Origin of the sequence: Psychrobacter sp. MES7-P7E (genome assembly GCF_002863645.1) — a bacterium.
Classification (GTDB): domain Bacteria; phylum Pseudomonadota; class Gammaproteobacteria; order Pseudomonadales; family Moraxellaceae; genus Psychrobacter.
In genome coordinates, this window is record NZ_PJBU01000097.1 from 1 (window position 1) to 22,806 (window position 22,806).

Sequence of the window (22,806 nt, forward strand, 5' to 3'; positions counted from 1 at the left end):
ATTTACCAAATAGGTTAATAGATAAGTTTCATGATTTAAACTATTTTTCTACGGCGTGTCCTCATTTTAAAAATGGTGATAAAAATGAGATAAATGGCAGTCAAACAAGGAAAATAGCGCAGATAATATCGAGATATTAGTCAGCTATTTGACGCCATTTGGCAAGATTTAGCCATTTTTAACCCATTTAGATAACTATCGATTGAATTGAGGACACGCCCTAGAACCTTTTAGTCATTCACACTGGCAGGTTTGGCTTTAGCCATATTTTTAATACTGAAGCGTTCATTCATCTTTTGATAAAAACGAGCTAGGTTTTCGCCTTGCTCATTAGGATTAATCTTCAATACTTTACCAAAATCCAAGCTTAGATATAGCACGATATCCGCAAAACTTAATTGTTCACCTACTAGGTATTCACGGCTTTCTAGTATCGTCTCAAAATATGCCATGGCTTTAACAGCACGAGCAATTGATGGTGCGACGAACTCTGGCACTTGCTCAACACGTTGTGCTTTAGATGGATGACTGTGCTGAAACGCGAGCATCAAGTTATACATCACCTCAAACTCTGCAACACGGCGCATAGAGCAAACTTGCGCACGCTGTACCACATCATTACCCATGATTGAACGCTCACCGTAAACGCGATCCAGATACTCACAAACTGCCTGAGAATCATTCAGTACTGTACCATCATCTAAGGTCAAAACAGGTACGGTCTGCATTGGATTCATTTGCGTAAAGGATTCTGACATTTGCTCATTTGCCGCAAAATCAATATCGATCACATCGACATCATCCATGTCATCAACATCGATACCTTTTGAAGCCAATAAGATAAGCGCTTTACGTGGATTGGGCGCTGTACGGGTAATATATAGTTTTTTCATAGTAAACTCCTTGTAAGTTGGACTCAAAGCGACTTAGCGCTGATAGGCTTTATTATGGTTATTGCACTATAGCGTATGGTTCAGAATATCAACACGCTATATAACAGTTATAGCCTACTCTGCTCATCATAGCAAAACCTTATTGAGCTCGCTGTTCTGATGAGAGTTTGAATAACAAAAAGCCCCATAACATTCCGTTATAGGGCTTTTAATTTTTGAGCAATTCTTAATCAGTTATCAATACCACATGCATTTAACTTATTTGTTAGGCGCAGGCGTGGTACGTAAATAAGGCTTAATTTCGGTATGACCTTTAGGATAATTAGCAGCGATATCTTCGTTTTTCACGCTTGGAGGAATGATAACGTCGTCGCCATCTTTCCAATCAACAGGCGTTGCTACGTTATATTCATCAGACAATTGCATCGCATCAATCACACGGATAATCTCATCAAAGTTACGGCCACAACTGGCTGGATAAGTCAGTGTTAAGCGTACTTTTTTCTTAGGATCAATAATAAACACACTTCTGACCGTCGCTGTATTGTCAGCATTTGGATGAATCATGTCATAAAGATCTGCAACCTTGCGCTCAGGGTCTGCAATGATAGGGAAATTGACAGCAGTACCTTGGGTTTCTTCAATGTCACTTACCCAACCTTTATGATCTTCTAAACCATCAACCGATAGCGCAATTGGTTTAACATTGCGCTTCTGGAACTCACCGCCTAGTGCTGCGGTACGACCAAGCTCAGTGGTACATACTGGGGTAAAGTCTGATGGATGTGAGAAAAAAACCACCCAATGATCGCCTGCCCACTCGTGGAAATTAATATCGCCTTCTGTGGTCGCAGCGTCAAAGTTTGGTGCGGTATCACCTAAACGTAAATGTGCCATGCTTGATTCCTTAGCTATGTGAATGAACGCTTATATCGACACGTCGGCCTCGCGTTCTATTATTGTCATCGACGTGCTCAGCTATCAAATATAACATAAAGCACATCCGTAAAAACTGACTTTATCTTAACAAACTGGTTATGAATGTCTTGTGACGGATTGTAATGCGGTTATTCCATTTACCTCTAAGCTGATGGACAAATCTTTTAATGAATTTTATGGACAAGTAGCTTTGATAAATAATTAAACCACCATACCTGCATCCCATAAGCAAAATTCGCACCATAATCATACTTAACTTTATAACTGCGCACAAAAAAGCCCATTCCTAGCGTACTAGAAATAGGCTAACTTGCAAACTACTATTGTTCAGTATTATTTCAAAATATCTATTTGGATAAGGATACTTTTAAATACTAAGCCAGCATAAATTAAGCTGGCTTATAGCTATCACGTAAGCTAACGATTTGGTTAAATACTGGCTTATCCGTGCTGTGATCTTCGCTATCAGAGATGAAGTAACCTTCACGCTCGAACTGGAAACGCGTGCCAGCATCTGCATTGACCAAAGATGGTTCAACCACTGCATTTAGCTCAGTGAGCGAGTTCGGGTTTAACGCTTGATGAACATCAGCGACGCCACTTGGGTCCTCAGCACTGAATAGCTGCTCGTACATGCGTACTGTCGCTGGCACACCTTGACTGGCTGATACCCAATGAATCACGCCTTTGACCTTACGCCCTTCAGGGTTATTGCCCAAAGTAGCAGGGTCAATCGTCGCTTTTAGTTCAACGACATTGCCACTTTCATCAGTGATATGCTCAGTGACGGCTAGCACATAAGTATTACGTAGACGAATCTCTGGCTTTTCTGGAGAGAGACGCTTGTAGCCTGCTGGCGGTTCAATCTCGTAATCACCTTGATCGATGTATAGCGTCTCGGTAAATGGAATCTCACGCTCACCCATATCGACGTTAGGATGGTTCGGCTGAGTCAACCAAAGCGTCTGAGTCGCATCGTCAAAACGTGCATTAACGCTATCGGCTTTTTGCGACTCCCAGCTGCTGACCGCTTCGCTAAAGTTAGTGATGGTCACTTTTAATGGCTTTAGTACCGCCATACCGCGACCAGTAGTCGTCTCTAACGATTGACGAACGCTAAACTCTAGCAAACGGAAATCAACCACACTATCCGCTTTGGTCACACCCACACGCTCACAAAAATCACGCAAGCCTTCTGGCGTATAACCACGGCGACGCATACCAGCGACGGTCGGCATACGAGGATCGTCCCAACCGCTTACGATACCTTCATCTACTAGTTGCTTTAGCTTACGCTTACTGGTCAATGTATGATCAACGTTTAAGCGGCTAAACTCGTACTGATGCGGCGGTACGTCAAAGCCGATTTTTTCGATGACCCAATCATAGAATGGACGATGATCTTCAAACTCAAGCGTACATAACGAATGGGTAATCCCTTCTAACGCATCGGAGAGTGGATGAGCAAAGTCATACATCGGATAGATGCACCATTTATCACCAGTCTGATGATGCTCTTGATGCATCACGCGATAGATAACAGGATCACGTAGGTTCATATTTGGGCTGGCCATATCAATCTTCGCACGCAAAATAGCCTTCCCTTCAGCGTATTTACCGTCTTTCATATCATTGAACAGCGCTAGGTTTTCTTCAACACTGGCATCACGATATGGTGAAGGCGTTCCCGCTTCATTGAATGAACCACGGTTTTCTTTGATTTGTTCAGGGGTTTGCAAATCAACATAAGCGTCGCCTTGCTCAATCAACTGAATTGCCCATGCATGTAGCTGATCGAAATAACCTGAGGCATGATGCGCCTCGCCTGCCCACTCAAAACCTAACCACTGCACATCGTTTTTAATATTGTCGATGTAATCTTGCTTTTCAGCAGTTGGGTTGGTGTCATCAAAACGCAGGTTGCACACACCGCCGAACTCTTTGGCCACACCAAAGTTTAAGCAGATAGATTTTACGTGGCCTAAATGCAAGTAGCCATTTGGCTCAGGCGGAAAGCGCGTTACAATTTGCTGGTATTTTTGCGCATTGACATCGTCACGAATGATATTACGAATAAAATCGTTTTTTGCTTCTACTTTTTGTGCATTGTTGCTTGAGTGTTCACTCATCGGGCATTGCTCCTAACGCAAATTGTCAGTTCATGGTGCGTGCCATCACGCATCACAAAACGTTTAAACTAAAGTGTCAAAATAAAGCGAGGATATGAAAACTTAAATAGTGCGACCGCATTATCAAAGTTTGTCAAAAATGGGTAAAGTTGCGTTATTCTATCAGGTTTCGCAAACGCATTAACAGCCTGATACATGACACGGGATAAAAAAGCCGTTAGACTACCCGTAACTTTTTAACCACCACTCACAATAGTGCTATTTAAGGCGCTGCAATCAAAAAGGAATATCCCATGGTAGACATGCCACCAGTAGTAGAACTTGAAACTAATATGGGTGCGATCGTTATCGAACTCAACGAAGAAAAAGCACCAAAAACCGTAGAAAACTTTTTAAACTACGTAAAATCTGGTCAGTATGACGGTACAATTTTCCATCGCATCATTGATGGTTTCATGATTCAAGGCGGTGGAATGGACGCTGAGATGAATGAAAAACCAACCAATGCGCCTATCGAAAACGAAGCGGACAACGGCCTGAAAAATGACAAAGGTACTATCGCAATGGCGCGTACCCAAGATCCGCATTCAGCGACTAGCCAGTTCTTCATCAACGTAAAAGACAACGACTTCCTAAACCACTCTGGCAAAAACATGCAAGGTTGGGGTTACACCGTATTTGGTAAAGTAACAAGCGGTATGGACGTTATCGAAAAAATGCGCAGCGTACCAACGGGTCGTTTCGGCATGCATGCTGATGTGCCAAAAGAGCCAGTTGTTATCAACTCAGCAACCATCATTACTCAGTAATAGTCATTCAATAGCAGCTAGTCAGTAATAGTTACTTAGCGATAGCTGTGAATGAGCGAGCATTTTTTAATAGAGTTTATTAAATCATGCTCGTTATACGATAAGTCACGAGGACCAAGATAAATGCAAAGTTTTGATCACTTAATCACGACCCGCCCTCATCAAGTGCGGCAAGTATTGATTAGCGATTTGCATTTATCGCCTCAGGAGCCTGCCTTAGTGCAGGCTTTTTTGGCGCTATTAGATGACTGTCTCGCCCTGCCTGCGCTCAAACGCCTTTTTATATTGGGTGATTGGTTTGAGGTGTGGCTAGGTGATGATACGTATTTATCGTTGTCAGAAGACGAGAAGATAGCGCAATGGTTGACTCCACTTATCACCAAACTCAAGCAGTTACGTATCAATGGCTGTGAGATATTGGTCATGCATGGCAATCGTGACTTCTTGTTGGGTCAGCCGTTTTGTAATTTGTTCGGTGGTGAGCTTATCAACGAGCCATATACTTTGCCTGTTGGTCAGCAGAATTACCGCTTAGAACACGGTGACGCACTCTGTACTGATGATAAAAAATATCAGTTCTTTCGCAAAATTATGCGTAACCGTTTAACTCAGTGGTATCTGCTCAATAAGTCATTAGAAAAACGCTTGGCAATTGCAGACAACATGCGTAAAAGAAGCCAACAGAATAATGCGAACAAAGCTGCGCATATCATGGACGTGAATGATAAAGCCGTACGTCAAGCCATTACTACTAGCGATGCATTGTTGCACGGACATACTCATCGACCAGACATTCATCAGGCGACGGCTGATAAAAAGCGCTACGTGCTTGGCGACTGGCGATTTTTAGATAAAGACACCCGCCAGCCGAAAGTTAGCGCCGTGATTGGCGCAGTGACAGATGACCAGCATTCAAATGACGGTTTTAGTAGTAACGATTTAAGCAATAATGATGCTGGGTTTGAATTGTTTGAGTTTACAATGCTTGTTTGACTTGATCGTTGAACCTATCTAAAAAACAAAAGGGTCTGTTAAAATATCAACAGACCCTTTTTATTTTTTACTACAATTCTTTTACTACACTTTTAAATAGCTTATCGCTTGCCAGTTTTTTAAGGTATTAGCTTAAAGAAATGCTGACGGTAATGCTTTAGCTCACGGATAGAGTCACGAATATCGTCTAGGGCTAAATGACTGCCACCTTTTTCGAAGTTCTTTAAGATATCAGGACGCCAACGGAAACACAGCTCTTTGATCGACGACACATCAAGATTGCGATAATGGAAGAAACGCTCAAGCTCTGGCATTTGGCGCGCCATAAATCGACGATCTTGGCAGATAGAATTACCGCACATTGGCGACTTGCCACTATCAACCCATTTATTCAAAAACTTGATGGTCTCAGCTTCGGCTTCTGCCAATGTCACCGTACTACGACGCACACGATCGACCAATCCTGACTGACCATGCTGCTTAGTATTCCAGTCATCCATCTTATTCAAGACTTGATCTGATACCTTGATAGCAAACACAGGTCCTTCAGCAAGTACATTCAAATCTTCGTCAGTAACGACAGTAGCAATCTCGATAATCTCATCGTTTAAGGTATCAAGTCCGGTCATTTCTAAATCAATCCACACCAGCCCTTTTTTGCCTTGATTTTTGATTTTAATCTTGTTGGGATGGTCACCGGTAGTCATACAATATCCTATGGTCATTAAATTTTGGGACAGTTTTAAACATAATTTAAAAAACGTATTGCGGTTGAATACTCATATTCAGGCAGGTTTGTCATGCACTGATTGATTCAAAAAATCTAGCAATCAGCCAAAATATTACAAAACCACTGTCTGCCGCAGACGCTTTAGGCTGTATGTTAGCAAATTTTCACGCTACACTTAGCAATATTTTTATAATAGGTCAAAAACCCATGGCATTAATCCGGCAACGCAAACTGACTAAACAACAGATTCGTCGCATCGACAAGCAGCAACTGTCCAATCAAGATAGTATTGATGACAGTTTGATGGATGGCGTGGTCATGGCGCATTACGGTAAGCAACTAGAAGTACAAGTCACTAGCCTGCCAGCTGTCATACCTGAGCAGCCAGAGATTGCACCTGATGATCCTGAGCCGTTTTGGCAAACGCTTGAATTGAATGATATTTGGCGCTGTCATGTGCGTACCAATCTACCGATGCTAGCTGCTGGCGATCAAGTGCGCTGGAATGCCGACTCTAATACTGGCTTTGGTCGTATCGAAGCGGTCAAACCGCGTACATCGCTGGTTTCTCGTCCTGACCGCTATCATAAGCTCAAACCTGTTGCCGCCAACGTCGATATTTTGGCGATTGTTTTTGCGCCACTGCCTGCCGCCGCACCAACGTTGATCGATCGCTATCTCGTGGTATGCCATCATGCAGGTGTCAAACCACTATTGGTACTCAACAAAGCCGATTTATTGGCAGCAGAAAACGGTGTGGATACCAATGAGTTATTGGCACAATATGCCGCGCTCGGTTATGAAAGTGTTCTGACTTCGGTCGATTGCCCTGAAAACATCGCTGAGAGCGATGAGCAAGAAGGCCTTGATGAACTAAAACGCTATATAGATAAAAAGCTGGTCATCTTCGCGGGTCAATCTGGTGTCGGCAAAAGCAGCTTAATCAATGCCCTTCTGCCTGACTCTGGACAGAGCGTCAATATCATTTCGCAAAACTCTAAGCTCGGTCAGCACACCACGACGACCAGTCGACTGCTGCCATTCAACCCCGAAGACCTCACTCAAGGCGGTATCGTTGATACACCAGGGATTCGTGAATATGGTATTTGGCATCTTACTCCTGACGATATTATTTCAGGCTTCGTTGAGCTAGCACCATTGGCCGGCGGTTGCCAATTCCGTGACTGTCGCCATACTCACAACAGCAAAGGCTGCGCACTATGGCAAGCCGTAGCTGATGGTGAAGTATTGCAGCGCCGTGTTGAAAACCTCGTCACGCTACGAGAAGAGGCAGATACTAAGCCTTATTAATATTTGGCTTGTTAGTGTCCGTCTTAATTAAACACGGTCTTGTGAGTAGATATTTTTATTAGGCTAAGAAGATCCATAGATAAGTACAATAACCGCCCAATTATTGCCCATGTCATCGCCCGTTTACTATAGATGGCCTTATCGGTATAATAGCGCCTTGTTCAATATCATTGGGCTGTCTTCTCAGCTTAATAGAACACTTATTTTTTTGGAGGTATGGTTTGGATCGTGCGCTGGAATTTGTGGGCAACCACCCGTTTTTATTTGGTATATTAGCCGTACTTGCTATACTGTTTTTTACGATTGAAAACAAACGTAGCGGTAGAAAAATATCGCCTAACACGCTTGGCATGATGGTCAATTCTCAGAACGCGCAACTTATCGATATTCGCGCTAAGAAGAAGTTTGAATCAGGATATATTCAAGGCAGCCGCAACATACCGTTCACTGACCTCAAAGACCGCTTAGAAGAGATTCGCGCGATTGAGCAGCCGGTGATTATCATCTGCGACATGGGCGTCCAAGCAGGCGCTGCGATTCAGATGATTGGTAAAGATAGTGTCTATCGCTTAGAGGGCGGTATTGGCGGCTGGCAAGGCGCTGGCATGCCATTGGTTGGTGTAAAAGACGCCAAAGCAAAGGCTAAAGGTAAAACAAAACCAAGTCTAAGCAAGTAATAGACCTGTATAGGCGCTTAAGTGAAGCGTTTATACACATCGCTTAGCTGATGTTTATGCGACCTGATTAACGTTATCAGCGCTACCAACGCTATAAAGAAGACACCTTTTTATTGGGTGTCTTTTTTTGTGGTTTATTTTTTATATTCTATTTACCACGTTTTATAGCACTAAAATACGTTTTGAGCCAAAACGGCTTGAATTTGTCATGCCCATCCCCACTTTAGTAATGAGCATCACCGAATGCATTTTTACTTTACTCGTTGATAACAGACTATACCAACGCTTAGACTATGATAATTTATCATGCTCTTTATAATACGTTTGTTATCTCATAAATTTATAAATAAGGATTTATCATGACTGTATCTGTGAAAGTTTACACTACCCCTATCTGCCCATACTGCTCAAACGCCAAACAACTACTAAAAACCAAAGGCGTTGATTATGAAGAAATCGGCATGCATGATATGAGCAGCGAAGAGCGCCAAGCGTTAATGAAAAAAACCAATAATTACCGCACTGTGCCGCAAATCTTCGTTGGTGAAACCTTTGTCGGTGGTTTTGATGAGCTCAACCAAATGAACCAGCAAGGCAAACTTGACGAGCTATTGGCAGGTTAATCTGCTACCTTTCTTTACTGTCTGTCTTTACTTATGTAAAGATAGGCAGTGGCAGGTTTTAATAGAGCAGTAAGAAGTAATGATAAAAAATATCGAGACAATACCAAAAAATAGTCTCGATTTATATTACAATGAACTTTTATTAAAATGACGATTTGCCCAATCATTTGATTTAATTTTAGAGGATTTACCATGGCTGAAGAACAAGCACAACCACAATTGGCACTAGAACGCATCTACGTAAAAGACATGTCACTTGAAGTCCCAGGCGCTAGCGTATTCACCAAAGAGTGGAACCCAGAGCTTGATATTAACTTGTCTAGCAACGCTGAAAAACTAGATGACGATCATTATCAAATCATCCTAACTGTGAGCGTTACTGCCAAAAATGCGGAAGAAGCAGCATTTATCGCTGAAGTGCATCAAGCAGGTATCTTCTTACTAAAAGACATTCCAGAAGATCAAATCGGTCAAATCTTGGGTGCATACTGCCCTAACGTGTTGTTCCCATATGCTCGTGAAGTCATCAGTGACATCGTGACGCGTGGTAGCTTCCCGCAATTGCTACTAGCACCTGTAAACTTTGATCAAGCATATGCACAGAGCCAGCAGCAAGCACAAGTTGATGCTCAAGGTAACGCATAAGCATTAATTAAAATATATGAGCTTTATCAGTCACATGTTTTGATAAAAAGGCCGTTTACTTATAATGAGTAAGCGGTTTTTTTGTGGGTATGTTTTATGAGGCATAAAATCATCAGCCATAAAAAAACCCTGTTATTAAACAGGGTCTTCAACAACTACATCGACTGCTAAATCAATTAGCTAACATCGATAATTAGCCTTTTAGTGCAGATAGGATTTGCTGCTTAACGTCATCGATACCTTGCGTACCATCAAACTTGTCATAGTTAGGCGCATCATCGCCTTCTTTAGCTTTGTCTTGGTAAAAACCAACCAATGCTGATGTTTGCTCATGATAAGTAGATAGACGGTCACGAATAGTCGCTTCTTGGTCATCTTCACGCTGGATGAGCGCTTCACCAGTGACGTCATCGATGCCTTCAACCTTTGGTGGATTGTGATCGACATGATAAACACGACCTGAACCTGGATGCTGACGACGGCCAGACAAACGGCTCACGATTTCGTCATCAGGTACGCTGATTTCGATAACATGGTCGATAGCAACATCAGCGTCTGCAAGTGCTTGCGCTTGAGGAATAGTGCGCGGGAAACCATCTAGGATACAACCATTCACGCAATCAGGCTTAGCGATACGCTCTTTCACTAGGTTGATAATGAGGTCATCAGAAACCAAACCACCAGCATTCATGATATCTTTGGCTTTTTTGCCAAGCTCGCTACCTTCTTTAATTGCTGCACGTAGCATGTCGCCAGTTGAGATCTGTGGAATATCATATTCTTTAGAAATAAACTGGGCTTGGGTACCTTTACCGGCGCCTGGTGGTCCTAGTAAAATAATACGCATCATTACACGACTCTCCTTAATAGATAGGATTTTGGGATTAATAAAACTCTGGGATTAGTTGTTTGCAAAGCTACCTTACCTTGTGGCCCTGCAAAGCTCAAGTATTTTCATTATTGATGTGACAAGTTGGCATGACTTATCTGTTCATACATGGTCAATTCAAGATAAAAAGCAGCAGTATTGACTGCGTTTGGAGTGCCCATTTATATATCTGGGTTACCTTTATATCTCTTTTAATCAAGTCAATCATAACACTGCTGCTCGCGTCCATACTGAGCAACAGCGTCTATATAATAAATACCATTAGCGTCCAGTATTTATATTACTACTATGGCTATGGAACTTGCTGATTTATTTCCACGTTGACCTGATTTTGTTCTGCGCTGATAACCACTGGATTACCCGAGAGGTCGCCTGACTCTGCGGTAGCATTGCCACTATGACTGATACGAGCGATGACCGCTAGCTGTACTTTATCAGAACGAGCCGACCCTAGGGTACGCTCTGGCATCATAGCATCAAGATCACTTAGGCTAATAACCGCTTCGCCTTGTTTGATATTGCTAATCGGTAGACGCTTAGCCGCAAATGGTGGACCACCTTTCACGTCACGTATCGCTACAAACAGCGTATCGTCAGCTTTTACCAATGGTAACAGACTAGCATTTATTTTGACTGTCACTTCGACGCCTTCAGAGGCTTGCTGTTGCTGCATCACCACATTAGCGCTAAGCTCATCTAGACTTGATAGCGCTTGCGTATGATCACCTGGTTTGGCCGCGATACTGTCACGCAGACGTTTAATCCAGCCTTGCGCTTGATCGAAGTTACTAGCACGGGCTTCACCCATCGCCATAAGCATTTGTGCGCCCTCATGCTCTGGGTTTTTGGCCAGTATGTTTTCTAACACTCGGCGGCTATTGGCATCTAACTGACCCTTATTAGCAAAGAAACTAATCTGCGCATAAGTGGTCGCAATCTCTTCGTTATCAGGTGATAGACGATAAGCGCGCGACAAAGCCTCTAATGCCGAATCAGTCGCCTCTAATGACAAGAACAGCTCCGATAGGCGCATCCAGCGATTGTAGTCGCTAGCATGACGATAGACGTTAGTCTGCATGGCACTAATCAGCTGATTACCATCTTCAATTGCCCAAGCCGGTGGCTGATCGATTCTACCTGTTAATAGATCGTCTGCCACTTGACCGACTTTGTCCTCAGCAGCCCATAGCTCAAATACAGGTGTGCGATCACCGACCATCAGATATGCCATGGCCGTTAATACAGGCACCCAAACCATAATAATCAATCGGCTTTTGATACCTGGCGTAACCATCGGTGACACTTCACGCTGAGCATCCAAAAGCTGACGTTCAAGCTCAAGCTTCTGGTTTTGATAGTGATGGTCATCAATGATACCACTGTCTTTGTCTGTTTTCAGCTCTGCTAGTCGCTCACGAAACACAGCAACGTTGATATCCAGCAGTTGATTGTCCACAGGCATGCTATGCGAACGCGGTGCTCTTAACCACGGCTTAATGGTGATAACACCCAATAAAAGAGCGACAAGTAAACTTAGCGCAATAAATAAGCCAACAGTAGAAAATATGGTCATTTTTTGCCCCCAAGGCTTGTAGTGTCGTCTTTGTCATCGTTATTGGCTCGTGACAATAAGCGATCAAGTTCTGCTTTTTCAGCGGCAGACAACGCTTTGACATGGTTGTCTACTGCTACACCACTCTCGCCGCTGGCGACAAGCTGACGGCGTTTACTTTGCCAAAACCAACCGGCCAATAAAACGATCAATAATAATGGTGGGAAAAACCATAAAATCCATGTTGAAGGACGTACTGGCGGCTTATAACTTATAAAATCACCATAACGCTCTTGCATATAGGCTCGAATTTCGCCATCACTACGACCATCTTTTATCAAGTCATAGGTTTTTTGCTTTAAGTCTTGGGCAATGGGTGCATCAGACCCTGCCAAGTTTTGGTTTTGACATTTCGGGCAGCGCAGCTCTTCGATAAGACCGCGGTACTGGGCTTCTTGTTGCACAGAATCAAAATCGTAGACATCAATGGCAGCAAAGCTTGCCATGCTGAATAGACAAGCGATAAACAAGCTTACTAACTTTATGGTCGCGTTTCTTATTTGGTAGGCTATCATTTGCACGCCTCCGCAATTTGGCTCGGATCTGGACTGACACCATTATTACTAGCGTCATTGAGTACCATTAAGCAAGGCGTAATACGACTTTGCCAATTGCTCTCATTGATCTCACCGATGATATGCTGACGAATAATCCCATCACCATCGACGATGAAAGTCTCAGGTGCACCAGTCAGACCCAAATCTAGAGCAAACTGCCCTGACAAGTCTTGAATAGACATAGAGAACGGGTCGCCACCGCGATTCAGATACCCTAACGCATCACCAATATCATCTTTGTAGTTTACGCCCACTAAGTTAACACCGCGCTCTTCTAGCTTCATTAGAAAAGGATGCTCAATGATACAAGTTGGACACCAAGAGCCCCAGATATTCATGAGGAATGGCTTATCTGGCAAGTTGTCATTGGTCATGATACGACTCGTATCTGATAATAACGGCAACTCAAAGGCAGGTACTGGACGCTCAAGCGCTGTATTGGTCACGATATCAGTCGGTTTGCCCAAACGCATATAGAGCATAGCGACCAAACCAATAAAGATAACCAGCGGAATCAAAAACCCAATTTTAAGTTTTTTCTTAGTTTTTACTTTATTGCTGCTTGGTGTTTTGATCTCGTTGACAGATTCTTGCTGAGCTTTTTTATCAGATTCATTGTTTGAGGTAGTCATATTAACGCTCCCCTATCTTTGTAGCTGACGTATCCAAATCCGCAACCGTCGCAAAGCCTGATTTTTTGGCCGCGATTTGCGCAGGTGTTTTGGTTTTTTTAATACGGTAACGATTGTCTAGCATACTGAGCAATGCACCGAACGCCATGATAAGCGCACCCAACCATATCCAGCGGATAAGCGGTTTGACATAGATACGGAAAGCCCATTCATTGCTATCTTCAGCAATTGGCTCACCAAGTGCTACGTACACATCGCGCATCAGATTGGCATCAATCGCAGCCTCCGTCATCGGCATCATACTGATGATATAGTTACGCTTTTCAGGATATAACGTGGTCACTTCTTGACCGTCTTTACTGACTGTTACTTCTGCTTGCGTAGCGTCAAAGTTACTGCCTTTTACTTCACTAAAGCCTTTCACCGTAAAGTCATAGCCTTGCACATTGACATTATCGTTAGGCCCTAGTGCCACATCGCGCTCAATACTCAACGTACTGGTAAATGCCACGCCGATAACTGCAATGATAACGCCAATATGAGCGGTCTGTTGACCCCAATAACTTAGACGCAACTGACGTAAGCCGTTTAAGCGACTTGGTGCATTTTTGGTCTTGTCTTTGAAATCGACAACCATCCATAACAACACCCAAAAGCTCACAGCCAATGTGACACCGATATTTAACATCGCTGATGGACTGGTGAAATAGGTGATAATAGCGGCTAATACCAAACTGCTCACCGCGATAACCATACCAGCACCCAATAACGGGCGGCTGTCTTGTTTCCAGCGGATATTAGAGCCCATACCCATCGCCACCAGTAGTAGCCATGTCAACGGCACAAATAGAGCGTTAAAGTATGGAGGGCCAACAGATACCTGACCTAAATTAAAGGCATCAGCAATAATAGGATAGAGCGTCCCAAGTAGTACCACTAAGGTTGAAATTAGAATAATAACGTTGTTAATTACCAAAAATGATTCACGTGAGATAAGTCGATACTGACTCTCGACCGTCAAACGCCAACCACGTACCGCAAACATCAGCAGACCACCACCGACGATGATACCGAGGATGACTAAAATCACTAGACCACGCGTTGGATCAGCGGCAAATGAATGCACTGAGGTGATGACACCTGAACGTACTAAGAACGTACCAAGCAAGCTAAGCGCAAAAGCAAAGATTGCGAGCATGATTGTCCATGCTTTAAATACACCGCGTTTTTCGGTGACAGCAAGTGAGTGCAGTAGCGCCGTTCCTGCCAACCATGGCATCAATGAGGCGTTCTCTACTGGATCCCAGAACCACCAACCGCCCCAGCCAAGCTCATAATAAGCCCACCATGAGCCAAGCGCGATACCAACTGTTAAGAAACCCCAAGCAGCCAATGCCCATGGACGCGACCAACGTGTCCATACCGCATCCAAGCGCCCTTCCCACAATGCTGCCATACAAAACGCAAATGGCACAACCATGCCCACATAGCCCATATAAAGCATCGGTGGATGAATAATCAGACCAAAATCTTGCAATACAGGGTTTAGATCTGCGCCATCAACAGGTAGATTAGGTAATGTGCGATCAAATGGTGATGAGGTAAAGATAAGCATCGCTAACATCATCATCTGCACGCCTGCCAATATCACCAGCACTCGCGCACGCATAGACAACGGTAATCCACGACTGAAGTAAGAGACCAGCGCACACCAAGTGGCCATGATGGTCATCCAAAGCAGTAGCGAGCCTTCATGCCCGCCCCATGTCGCCGACAGCTTATAGTACCAAGGCAGCAATGTATTGGAATGCTGAGTGACGTAGACGAGACTAAAGTCGTTGTAATAAAAGCCTGCCATCAGCGCAGCAAATGAGGTGATCATTGCCGCAAATTGTGCCCATGCCAGACTTGGCGCCAAACGCTGCCAAGCGACGTGGTCACGCATGACGCCAATGGTTGGTAGTACCACCTGCAAAATCGCCAATATAAAAGCGGCCAGCAAGGCAAAATAACCCAATTCTGTGATTAACATACGGTCTAACCTTGTTTACCTTGGATACAATTAAGGGTTCACCGATGGCATTGCTAGCCACTGGCAAACGCTAATAGTCCTTTATGCGGTCATAGTTTACGGTTAAAAACTGAGGTTTCAATTGCTGTAGAAGCACATAAAACCCGCTACTATCATTGTGACGTATCAATATGAATGATTGATACAAAATGCTTATCTGTTGTTAATTTTACATTTTTTTTAGTTATTCAAAGCTTATTCAACACTGCCGTTCATGACTAATTAAAAATACTTATTGATGCATTATTGCATCGAGGGGAAAAATACTAACACTAAATGCAACCAACCTGCTAGAAAACCAGTCAAACCGCCCAAAACAATCAACGTCATCTCATCCTCACGGAAAGCGGGACGCAATAGGTTCTGAAACTCATTTGGCGTTAGCGCACGTATTCTATCGCGGAATAGACCAAATATCTTACTGGCTCGGCTTTCATTTAGCTCAGGATCTCGCAGTGGTACCATCGTTGCGACAATAGATTTGTCGATAATGGTATTTTTGAGTTGTCCATAATCACGGCGTCCCAATCCCACACGTAATGTCGTACTAATCACTGGTGACTCTAGCACCGTATATAGATGTGACTTCATCAAATCACGTGTTTGCGCTGAGCGATCACCATACATCATCTCATTCATGATATTTTCTAGAGTGACCAAATCTTTTACCACAATCTCAGCAAAAACCTCAGAAACTTCCTCTTGGCGCTTCATGAAGCCGCCTTGTAAGCGATACTTTGCGATATGCGGTATGACGGGTTTGATAAATGGAAAGCGGCTCTGCACCGAAAACAGCTTCAAATAAGGGATGAAGTGCGGCTCTACTGGATTAAACACCATCCAAATGGCAATCCAATTGGTGAGAAAACCCCAAATCGCAGCAAAGAACGGTACGGTCCAATGCTGCGGCACCACCAAAAATATAAACATCTGGATAATACCAAATACCAGACCAATCAAAGCACTGATGTGCCAGATAAAATCGATCTCTTTTTGCCCAACCTTTAGAAACATATTCACCATCAGGCGACGATCGTTTTCCATGGTATTGACAATCATTTTGCGCATATCGACCAAGTCTTCGACATGATAAGTCAAATCTGTCACAAGCGACTGCATAATACTGGGTAGCTCTTTATGGGCTTGCGCATAGACACGGCGCTTTAGGGCGTAAGGTAGATTGCCCCACAATGCTGGCGAGTGATCCAGCATAATCTCATCAATCAATGGCTCAAGATTTTTGTCTACCGTATCAGTAACAAATATCGCCATTTGCTCAGGCTCCATCGCCTTAAAAAACTCATCAAGCGAACCGAGTTTTGAGAGCGTCTGGTCAACGATAACCCCAGATATCTTGCCCGCTTTGCGCGGAACAATACCTTGCCAACCGATACCTGGCAGCCCAAAAAATGGGAAGTTAGGAATACGAATACCCCAAAACTTGACCGGATAAAACAGCATCTTGAGCGCCATCCACACATGTACCCAAGTGACGAATGCCGTCACTGGTGGGATGGTCAGCATGGCAAAAAACTCTGGGTGTTCAGCTATCGTCTGCCATAATGAATTTACGTCCATGACTTATTTAGTCCCTGACAGGTTGATTGTCGTTGCTAATACTGTCGCTACTGATAACGAGACTTTAGCAAAATGAGAACGTTTCAAAAGACGCTCCGCCCATAATAACTACTATAAAATAAATCGCCTGATTTTAGCATACTTGCCATTTATTAGCACATATAGACCAGCGGCAAGTTGTGACTAAAGATGACATGGTTCGTATCGTCTATTAACCAATAAAAAACTAAATATAATCCAGGGCTTGGTCAGTAGATAATCAATACAAAATATATGACTGAGTACTGCGTCTGCTCATTTGTTCTGTTATAATTTGTAGTGCAATAACAAAGACTACCTGCGTATAAATGACTGCATGACGATTTCACACCATACCCTTCTATGTGATTGAAACCATTTGCATTATCTTTTAGACTCACCGCACTTTGGTTAACCAACCTGCCCTCTTATTTTTCTTTTATTGACTCACTGACCGTTTGGGCTCTGATCTTCTATGAATAAACCGATAACTCCCAATACCGAACAGGTCAACAGTACCTTTACCAATCGTATTATCATCTTTGGGATTATAATATTGATTGGTTTGGGCGGTTTGATAACACGTTATGGGTATTTGCAAGTCTACGCTCATGATCAGTACACAACGCAAGCCGATAACAACCGTATCAAACTGATATCTGCGCCGCCTAGTCGTGGGTATATCTATGATCGTAACGGGGTAATACTGGCAGACAATCAGCCTGTATTTACAGCGATGCTCAGCCCTGATGAGGTCGAAGACCCTGAGCGCACGTTGCATCTGCTTGCGCCGATTTTTGATTTAACCGATACAGATATCACTGATATCTTGGCGCGTCTAAGTAAAAATAAAAATGACCCTGTGACGATTAAGATCGATTTAACAGAAGCACAGTTGGCTCAGTTTAGTGAGCGTAAGCCATTCTTCCGTGGAGTTTCTATCCAAAGCAAGCTTACGCGCTCTTATCCTTATGATGAGCTGTTTGCCCATGTCATCGGCTATGTTGGGCGTATCAATGACAAAGAGTCAAAGCGTATCGATAAAGACCGTTACGCTGGTACTGACTTGATTGGTAAGATTGGTATCGAAGACTACTACGAAGATATTTTGCTTGGGCAACCGGGTTATCAATCGGTAGAAACAGACGCACATGGCAATATCTTACGCCAATTGGATACCAAGCCGCCGATAGCGGGTAACGATATTACGTTGAGCTTGGATTATGGTTTGCAAACCATCGCCCAGCAGCAACTTGATGGACGCCGCGGTGCAATCGTTGCGATAGACCCAAAAAACGGTGATGTATTGGCATTTGTTAGTAATCCAAGCTATGACCCTAACCCTTTTATATCAGGTATTTCTTTTAAAGATTACGACGATCTGCGTGAAGATTTAGATCAGCCCTTGTATAACCGTGCGCTACAAGGTACCTACCCACCTGGCTCTACTATCAAGCCATTTGAAGGTTTAGGCGGTATTCATTATGGTCTACGCGATTGGAACAGTACTATCTATGACCCTGGTTATTTTAGCTTACCTGGTGATACGCATCGATTCCGCGACTGGAAACGTGGCGGTCATGGCACGGTAGATCTAAAAAAATCCATCGCGATGTCGGTCGATACTTATTATTATAAGTTGGCCTATGAGATGGGTATTCAGCGTCTGCATGACTGGATGGTGCGTTTTGGTTTTGGTGAAGATACTGGTATTGATTTGCCTAACGAAAAATCAGGCATCATGCCATCACCAAAATGGAAAAAAGACACTTACGATAAAGACTGGCTACCGGGCGAAACCATCTCTGTCAGTATTGGACAAGGGTATTTCTTGGCGACGCCGCTACAGATTGCCAACGCTACAGCCATGACAGCCAGTAAAGGTCAGCATATCACCCCGCACTTATTAAAGAGCAGTGACGGCGCCGCAGACGTCAAAATCATCACTAAGCCAGATGGCAAAATCGACTATAACGGTAAGCCGTCCGACTGGTTGCGTATGCATGATGCGATGGAAAGCGTGGTAGAAAACGGTACAGGACGCGGTATCTATACCCCGCGCTATCGTATCGCTGGTAAAACAGGTACTGCACAGGTGAAGTCTATCGCGCAGGGCAAGCGCTATGACAAGTCAGCAATCGATAAGCGCCACTGGGATCACGCTTGGTTTAATGGTTTTGCGCCAGTAGAAGACCCGCAGATTGCCCTTGCAGTATTGGTTGAAAATGGCGGCGGTGGTAGTGCTGTTGCAGCACCTATTGGCCGTGCTCTGTTTGACTACTGGGTATTACAACGTAAGACAGATCCTGTGCTGCCACCTTCTGCTGATGAGCTAAAAGTCATTAAACGCCAAAAGGCTTTTGAAAAAGCCATGCGTGATGCCATTCGTGATAAAGAAGCAAAAGCATTGGAAGAGAAAGAAGCCGCGGAAGCTGAAGCGGCAGCAGCGACGTCTGAGTAACTAGACGTTTAAGTACTTAATAGTATAAAAAGCAAAACCTAGCAAAGAATTGGTAAGCGAGACACAATAATGAAAAAAGCCTCAAATGGACGCGCACCAAAGAACAACCGTAAGGCGAAAAGTGCGGCAGTGGGTGATGTGCGCATCATTGGTGGTCAGTTTAAACGCCGTATTGTAAGTTTCATCGATGCAGATGGCCTGCGCCCGACCCCAGATCGCTTGCGGGAGACTTTATTTAACTGGCTACTCGCTGACATTCATGATGCCCATGTACTCGATAGCTGTGCTGGCAGTGGCGTACTGGGGTTTGAAGCGCTATCTCGCGGTGCGGCCCACACAACATTTATCGAAATCAATCCAGCACAAAGCAACATGCTACGTCAGAGTGCTGAGCAATTACGTCTTGAAGCTGCTGCTTATCAAATCTTCACTGGCACTGCTGAGCAAGTATTACGTCAAGAGCATCTGACTGCACGCCCCTTTGACATCGTATTTATCGATCCACCTTATGCTCAGGATTTATGGCAGCCTATTTTGACTGCGCTTATTACCAATACCTTAATAAATACTAAAACACTAATTTATTTAGAAGCTGATAAAGATTTGGCAGCACAGCTTAAGCAATTGGAAGCGTCACTAAATGAGAATTTAGACCCTCAATCGAGCGTTACTCAGCAACTAATCGCTTTTGAATGCTTGAAACAAACCAAAGTCGGACAAGTTGTTGCTGGACTTTATCGTCTATCATCGTCATAATTGTCGGGTTAATGAAAGCCGTTAACATATTTTACAAATGTTTAGAACCGCTAAAAACTGGCCGACGCTGCAGTTTAATGTATATAAGGCGAAAATAAACCCCAATGCAGCTTGCAAGCGTAGGCGCTACTGCTTATAATGTGCAGTCTGTTTTTTGAGAGCCCCGTTCCCAGCTAAACTCTCAACGAATTCTAATTTTAAGGTTTTATCATGAAAACACTTAGTGCAAAACCAGCTGAAGTGACCCATGACTGGTATGTCGTAGATGCTGACGGCAAAACCCTTGGTCGCTTAGCCACTCAAATCGCAACTCGCTTACGTGGCAAGCACAAGCCTTCTTTTACTCCGCACGTTGATACTGGTGACTTTATTGTTGTCATCAATGCTGACAAAATCACGGTAACGGGTAAAAAAGCACAAGACAAAAAGTACTATCGTCACAGTGGCTACCCAGGTGGTATTAAAGAAACCAACTTCAATAAGTTGCTTGCACATAAGCCTGAAGATGTTCTACACAAAGCAGTTAAGGGTATGCTTCCAAAGGGCCCTCTTGGCTATGCGATGATCAAGAAGCTGAAACTTTATGCGGGTACTGATCATCCACATACTGCACAGCAACCTAAAGAACTAGACATCTAAGGATATACTTATGGAACGCAATTACGGAACTGGTCGCCGCAAGACGTCTACTGCTCGTGTATTTTTATCAAAAGGTACTGGTAGTATCGTTGTTAACGGTAAGCCACTTGACGAATACTTCAGCCGTGAAACTTCACGCATGGTTGTACGTCAGCCATTAGAACTACTAGACTCTGCTAACGCATATGACTTATATGTAACTGTTGCAGGCGGTGGTATTAGTGGTCAAGCTGGCGCAATCCGCCACGGCATCACACGTGCATTAATCGAAGCTGACGAAACTTTGAAGCCTGCCCTAAAAGCAGCTGGTTTTGTTACTCGTGATTCACGTCAAGTTGAACGTAAGAAACTGGGTCTACGCAAAGCACGTAAACGTCCACAGTTCTCAAAACGTTAATCAAAACTCTCTCTTATCTTTTTGCTGCTGTTGTCTTTTTCTCAGAGCTTCAGTAGCAAAGTTAAATAAGAGTCTGGTTTTGCAAAACCTTATAAGCTGGTCACAGCTTATAAGGTTTTTTTATGCCTACTGATAGCACTTTAATTGTCTTAATCAAACCAGCTTTGTCTTACAGCGATAATTAACATGAGTGCCTTGTTTCGACACTACAAAGTAGAGCGTCTGTAGAAATTCTAACTTGCAAAGCATTAAACGCTACCCCATCATATCAGTAACTTTTTATTATTAGCCATGATGCCTCAAACCGTGCCGCAGAAGGATATTATGAAAGCGCCAGAACAATTCGACCCTAGCAAGCCATCTGCCAATAGCAGCGTGCCGCCTAGCATGAAACAATCGGCTAAGTCGCCTGCTATACCTGCTGGCACACCGACGATTACTCAAAATCATAAGCGTACAGCGCAAGCAGATAACAAGCCATTTCAGTGGCAGTTTTTATTACCAAAGAATTGGGGCATTTGGTTATTATTCTTAATAATGCTACCGATGATATATCTGCCGTTACGTTGGCAGTTTTGGCTAGGTCGTAAGCTTGGTATATTGATTTATAAAGCTGCTGGCTCACGTAGACGCGATACGCTAATCAATCTTAAGTTGGCTTTTCCAGAGAAGCCTGAAGCTGAACGTGAATTAATGGCCAAGCAAGTATTTGTCAATCAAGGCATTGGTGTGTTTGAAACATTATGCGCTTGGTTCCGACCCAATATATTTACTAGAACTGTATCCATCTCAGGGTTACAGCATATTGTTAATGCGCAAAATGAGCAGCGGCCAGTTATCCTGCTCGGTGCGCATTATACGATGCTAGATTTGGGCGGCCTATTATGTGCACAGTTTTTCCCTGTAGATTGTATGTATCGTACGCAAAACAATCCTTTATTAGACTGGTTTATTTATAATGGTCGTACCAATATATTTGGTAAGCAAATCTCTAGTCGTGATATGCGTAGCTTGGTTACCTCTATTAAAGCGGGACACGTCATTTGGTACTCTCCTGACCAAGACTATGGCCTCAAGCAAGGTGTCATGGCGCCATTCTTCGGTGTGCCAGCTGCGACGATTACTGCATCGCGTCGCATGGCAAAACTGGGTAGCAAAGCACAGCCACCAGCTGTCATGGCACTGCATACTTATCGGCAGACGCCTGACAATTTGCCGCGTGGTAAACGCCCACACTATCATTTAACGATTACACCAGAACTAGACAATTATCCAAGTAATGATGAAGTCACTGATGCTACTCGGGTCAATGAAGTCTTAGAAGGGCTCATTCGTATTGATCCCACTCAGTGGATGTGGTTCCATCGCCGCTTCAAACATGGGCCAAACGGTCGTACCGATATTTATAAGTAAGCCTTTATTCCCAAAAATATTGGTGAAGTTTGCT

At 43.6% G+C, this 22,806-nt stretch carries 21 protein-coding genes; 11 read left to right on the forward strand and 10 right to left on the reverse strand.

The features are described from left to right. Positions 1–230: 230 nt before the first annotated feature. From CXF62_RS07805 to CXF62_RS07815, 3 genes are all read right to left on the reverse strand, one after another. Complete coding sequence (locus CXF62_RS07805) at positions 231–893, reverse strand: glutathione S-transferase family protein (RefSeq protein ID WP_102093731.1); 663 nt, start codon at positions 891–893, stop codon at positions 231–233. A 258-nt stretch (positions 894–1,151) separates the two neighbouring features. Then, a complete protein-coding gene (locus tag CXF62_RS07810; RefSeq protein WP_102093733.1) occupies positions 1,152–1,790 on the reverse strand; it encodes a peroxiredoxin in 639 nt (212 codons plus the stop codon). A 431-nt stretch (positions 1,791–2,221) separates the two neighbouring features. Then, complete coding sequence (locus CXF62_RS07815) at positions 2,222–3,961, reverse strand: glutamine--tRNA ligase/YqeY domain fusion protein (protein ID WP_102093734.1); 1,740 nt, start codon at positions 3,959–3,961, stop codon at positions 2,222–2,224. A gap of 293 nt (positions 3,962–4,254) precedes the next feature. Here CXF62_RS07815 and CXF62_RS07820 point away from each other — a divergent pair, with 293 nt between their 5' ends. Both CXF62_RS07820 and CXF62_RS07825 read left to right on the forward strand, forming a co-directional pair. Further along, on the forward strand, positions 4,255–4,770 hold the full coding sequence (locus CXF62_RS07820) for a peptidylprolyl isomerase (protein ID WP_057760980.1): 516 nt from the start codon (positions 4,255–4,257) through the stop codon (positions 4,768–4,770). A 123-nt stretch (positions 4,771–4,893) separates the two neighbouring features. Next, the gene (locus CXF62_RS07825) at positions 4,894–5,763 is read left to right on the forward strand and encodes a UDP-2,3-diacylglucosamine diphosphatase (protein WP_102093735.1); all 870 of its coding nucleotides are present in this window, start codon (positions 4,894–4,896) and stop codon (positions 5,761–5,763) included. A 119-nt stretch (positions 5,764–5,882) separates the two neighbouring features. Here CXF62_RS07825 and orn read toward each other — a convergent pair whose 3' ends face one another. After that, on the reverse strand, positions 5,883–6,470 hold the full coding sequence (gene orn / locus CXF62_RS07830) for an oligoribonuclease (protein ID WP_057760984.1): 588 nt from the start codon (positions 6,468–6,470) through the stop codon (positions 5,883–5,885). Between the two features lie 230 nt (positions 6,471–6,700). Here orn and rsgA point away from each other — a divergent pair, with 230 nt between their 5' ends. The 4 genes from rsgA (at position 6,701) to secB (ending at position 9,749) form a co-directional block, all read left to right on the forward strand. Next, positions 6,701–7,804, forward strand: coding sequence for a ribosome small subunit-dependent GTPase A (gene rsgA / locus CXF62_RS07835; RefSeq protein WP_102093737.1), 1,104 nt, complete (start codon positions 6,701–6,703; stop codon positions 7,802–7,804). A 221-nt stretch (positions 7,805–8,025) separates the two neighbouring features. Further along, positions 8,026–8,481 carry a rhodanese-like domain-containing protein gene (locus tag CXF62_RS07840; protein WP_057760987.1) on the forward strand — a complete coding sequence of 152 codons (456 nt, stop codon included), beginning with the start codon at positions 8,026–8,028 and terminating at the stop codon, positions 8,479–8,481. A 359-nt stretch (positions 8,482–8,840) separates the two neighbouring features. Beyond that, positions 8,841–9,104: a glutaredoxin 3 gene (gene grxC, locus CXF62_RS07845; protein ID WP_021813631.1), complete on the forward strand. Its 264-nt coding sequence runs from the start codon at positions 8,841–8,843 to the stop codon at positions 9,102–9,104. Between the two features lie 192 nt (positions 9,105–9,296). After that, positions 9,297–9,749, forward strand: a complete 453-nt coding sequence (gene secB, locus CXF62_RS07850; protein WP_057760989.1) for a protein-export chaperone SecB — start codon at positions 9,297–9,299, stop codon at positions 9,747–9,749. Between the two features lie 193 nt (positions 9,750–9,942). Here secB and adk read toward each other — a convergent pair whose 3' ends face one another. From adk to CXF62_RS07880, 6 genes are all read right to left on the reverse strand, one after another. Continuing rightward, on the reverse strand, positions 9,943–10,596 hold the full coding sequence (gene adk, locus CXF62_RS07855) for an adenylate kinase (RefSeq protein ID WP_180952604.1): 654 nt from the start codon (positions 10,594–10,596) through the stop codon (positions 9,943–9,945). A gap of 334 nt (positions 10,597–10,930) precedes the next feature. Continuing rightward, a complete protein-coding gene (gene ccmI, locus CXF62_RS07860) occupies positions 10,931–12,211 on the reverse strand; it encodes a c-type cytochrome biogenesis protein CcmI (protein ID WP_101206371.1) in 1,281 nt (426 codons plus the stop codon). Then, on the reverse strand, positions 12,208–12,696 hold the full coding sequence (locus CXF62_RS07865) for a cytochrome c-type biogenesis protein (RefSeq protein ID WP_371548551.1): 489 nt from the start codon (positions 12,694–12,696) through the stop codon (positions 12,208–12,210). The genes ccmI and CXF62_RS07865 overlap by 4 nt, the downstream gene beginning before the upstream one ends. Before the next feature lie 65 nt (positions 12,697–12,761). Then, positions 12,762–13,439 carry a DsbE family thiol:disulfide interchange protein gene (locus CXF62_RS07870; RefSeq protein WP_102093741.1) on the reverse strand — a complete coding sequence of 226 codons (678 nt, stop codon included), beginning with the start codon at positions 13,437–13,439 and terminating at the stop codon, positions 12,762–12,764. 1 nt (position 13,440) lies between these two features. Next, positions 13,441–15,471 carry a heme lyase CcmF/NrfE family subunit gene (locus tag CXF62_RS07875; RefSeq protein WP_102091007.1) on the reverse strand — a complete coding sequence of 677 codons (2,031 nt, stop codon included), beginning with the start codon at positions 15,469–15,471 and terminating at the stop codon, positions 13,441–13,443. Between the two features lie 282 nt (positions 15,472–15,753). Continuing rightward, entirely contained in the window at positions 15,754–17,088 is a 1,335-nt protein-coding gene (locus tag CXF62_RS07880) for a DUF445 domain-containing protein (RefSeq protein WP_102093742.1), read from the reverse strand. Between the two features lie 493 nt (positions 17,089–17,581). On the opposite strand from CXF62_RS07880, the gene mrdA reads away from it, so the two are divergent. The 5 genes from mrdA (at position 17,582) to CXF62_RS07905 (ending at position 22,772) form a co-directional block, all read left to right on the forward strand. Further along, positions 17,582–19,567, forward strand: coding sequence for a penicillin-binding protein 2 (gene mrdA, locus CXF62_RS07885; RefSeq protein WP_102093744.1), 1,986 nt, complete (start codon positions 17,582–17,584; stop codon positions 19,565–19,567). A gap of 69 nt (positions 19,568–19,636) precedes the next feature. Next, positions 19,637–20,323 (forward strand): 16S rRNA (guanine(966)-N(2))-methyltransferase RsmD, encoded by a 687-nt coding sequence (gene rsmD / locus CXF62_RS07890; RefSeq protein ID WP_102093745.1) that lies wholly within the window; start codon positions 19,637–19,639, stop codon positions 20,321–20,323. A 210-nt stretch (positions 20,324–20,533) separates the two neighbouring features. After that, entirely contained in the window at positions 20,534–20,962 is a 429-nt protein-coding gene (gene rplM / locus CXF62_RS07895; RefSeq protein ID WP_057761004.1) for a 50S ribosomal protein L13, read from the forward strand. Between the two features lie 10 nt (positions 20,963–20,972). Beyond that, positions 20,973–21,359 carry a 30S ribosomal protein S9 gene (gene rpsI, locus CXF62_RS07900; RefSeq protein ID WP_021813618.1) on the forward strand — a complete coding sequence of 129 codons (387 nt, stop codon included), beginning with the start codon at positions 20,973–20,975 and terminating at the stop codon, positions 21,357–21,359. A gap of 324 nt (positions 21,360–21,683) precedes the next feature. Further along, on the forward strand, positions 21,684–22,772 hold the full coding sequence (locus CXF62_RS07905; RefSeq protein WP_102093747.1) for an LpxL/LpxP family acyltransferase: 1,089 nt from the start codon (positions 21,684–21,686) through the stop codon (positions 22,770–22,772). Positions 22,773–22,806: the final 34 nt, after the last annotated feature.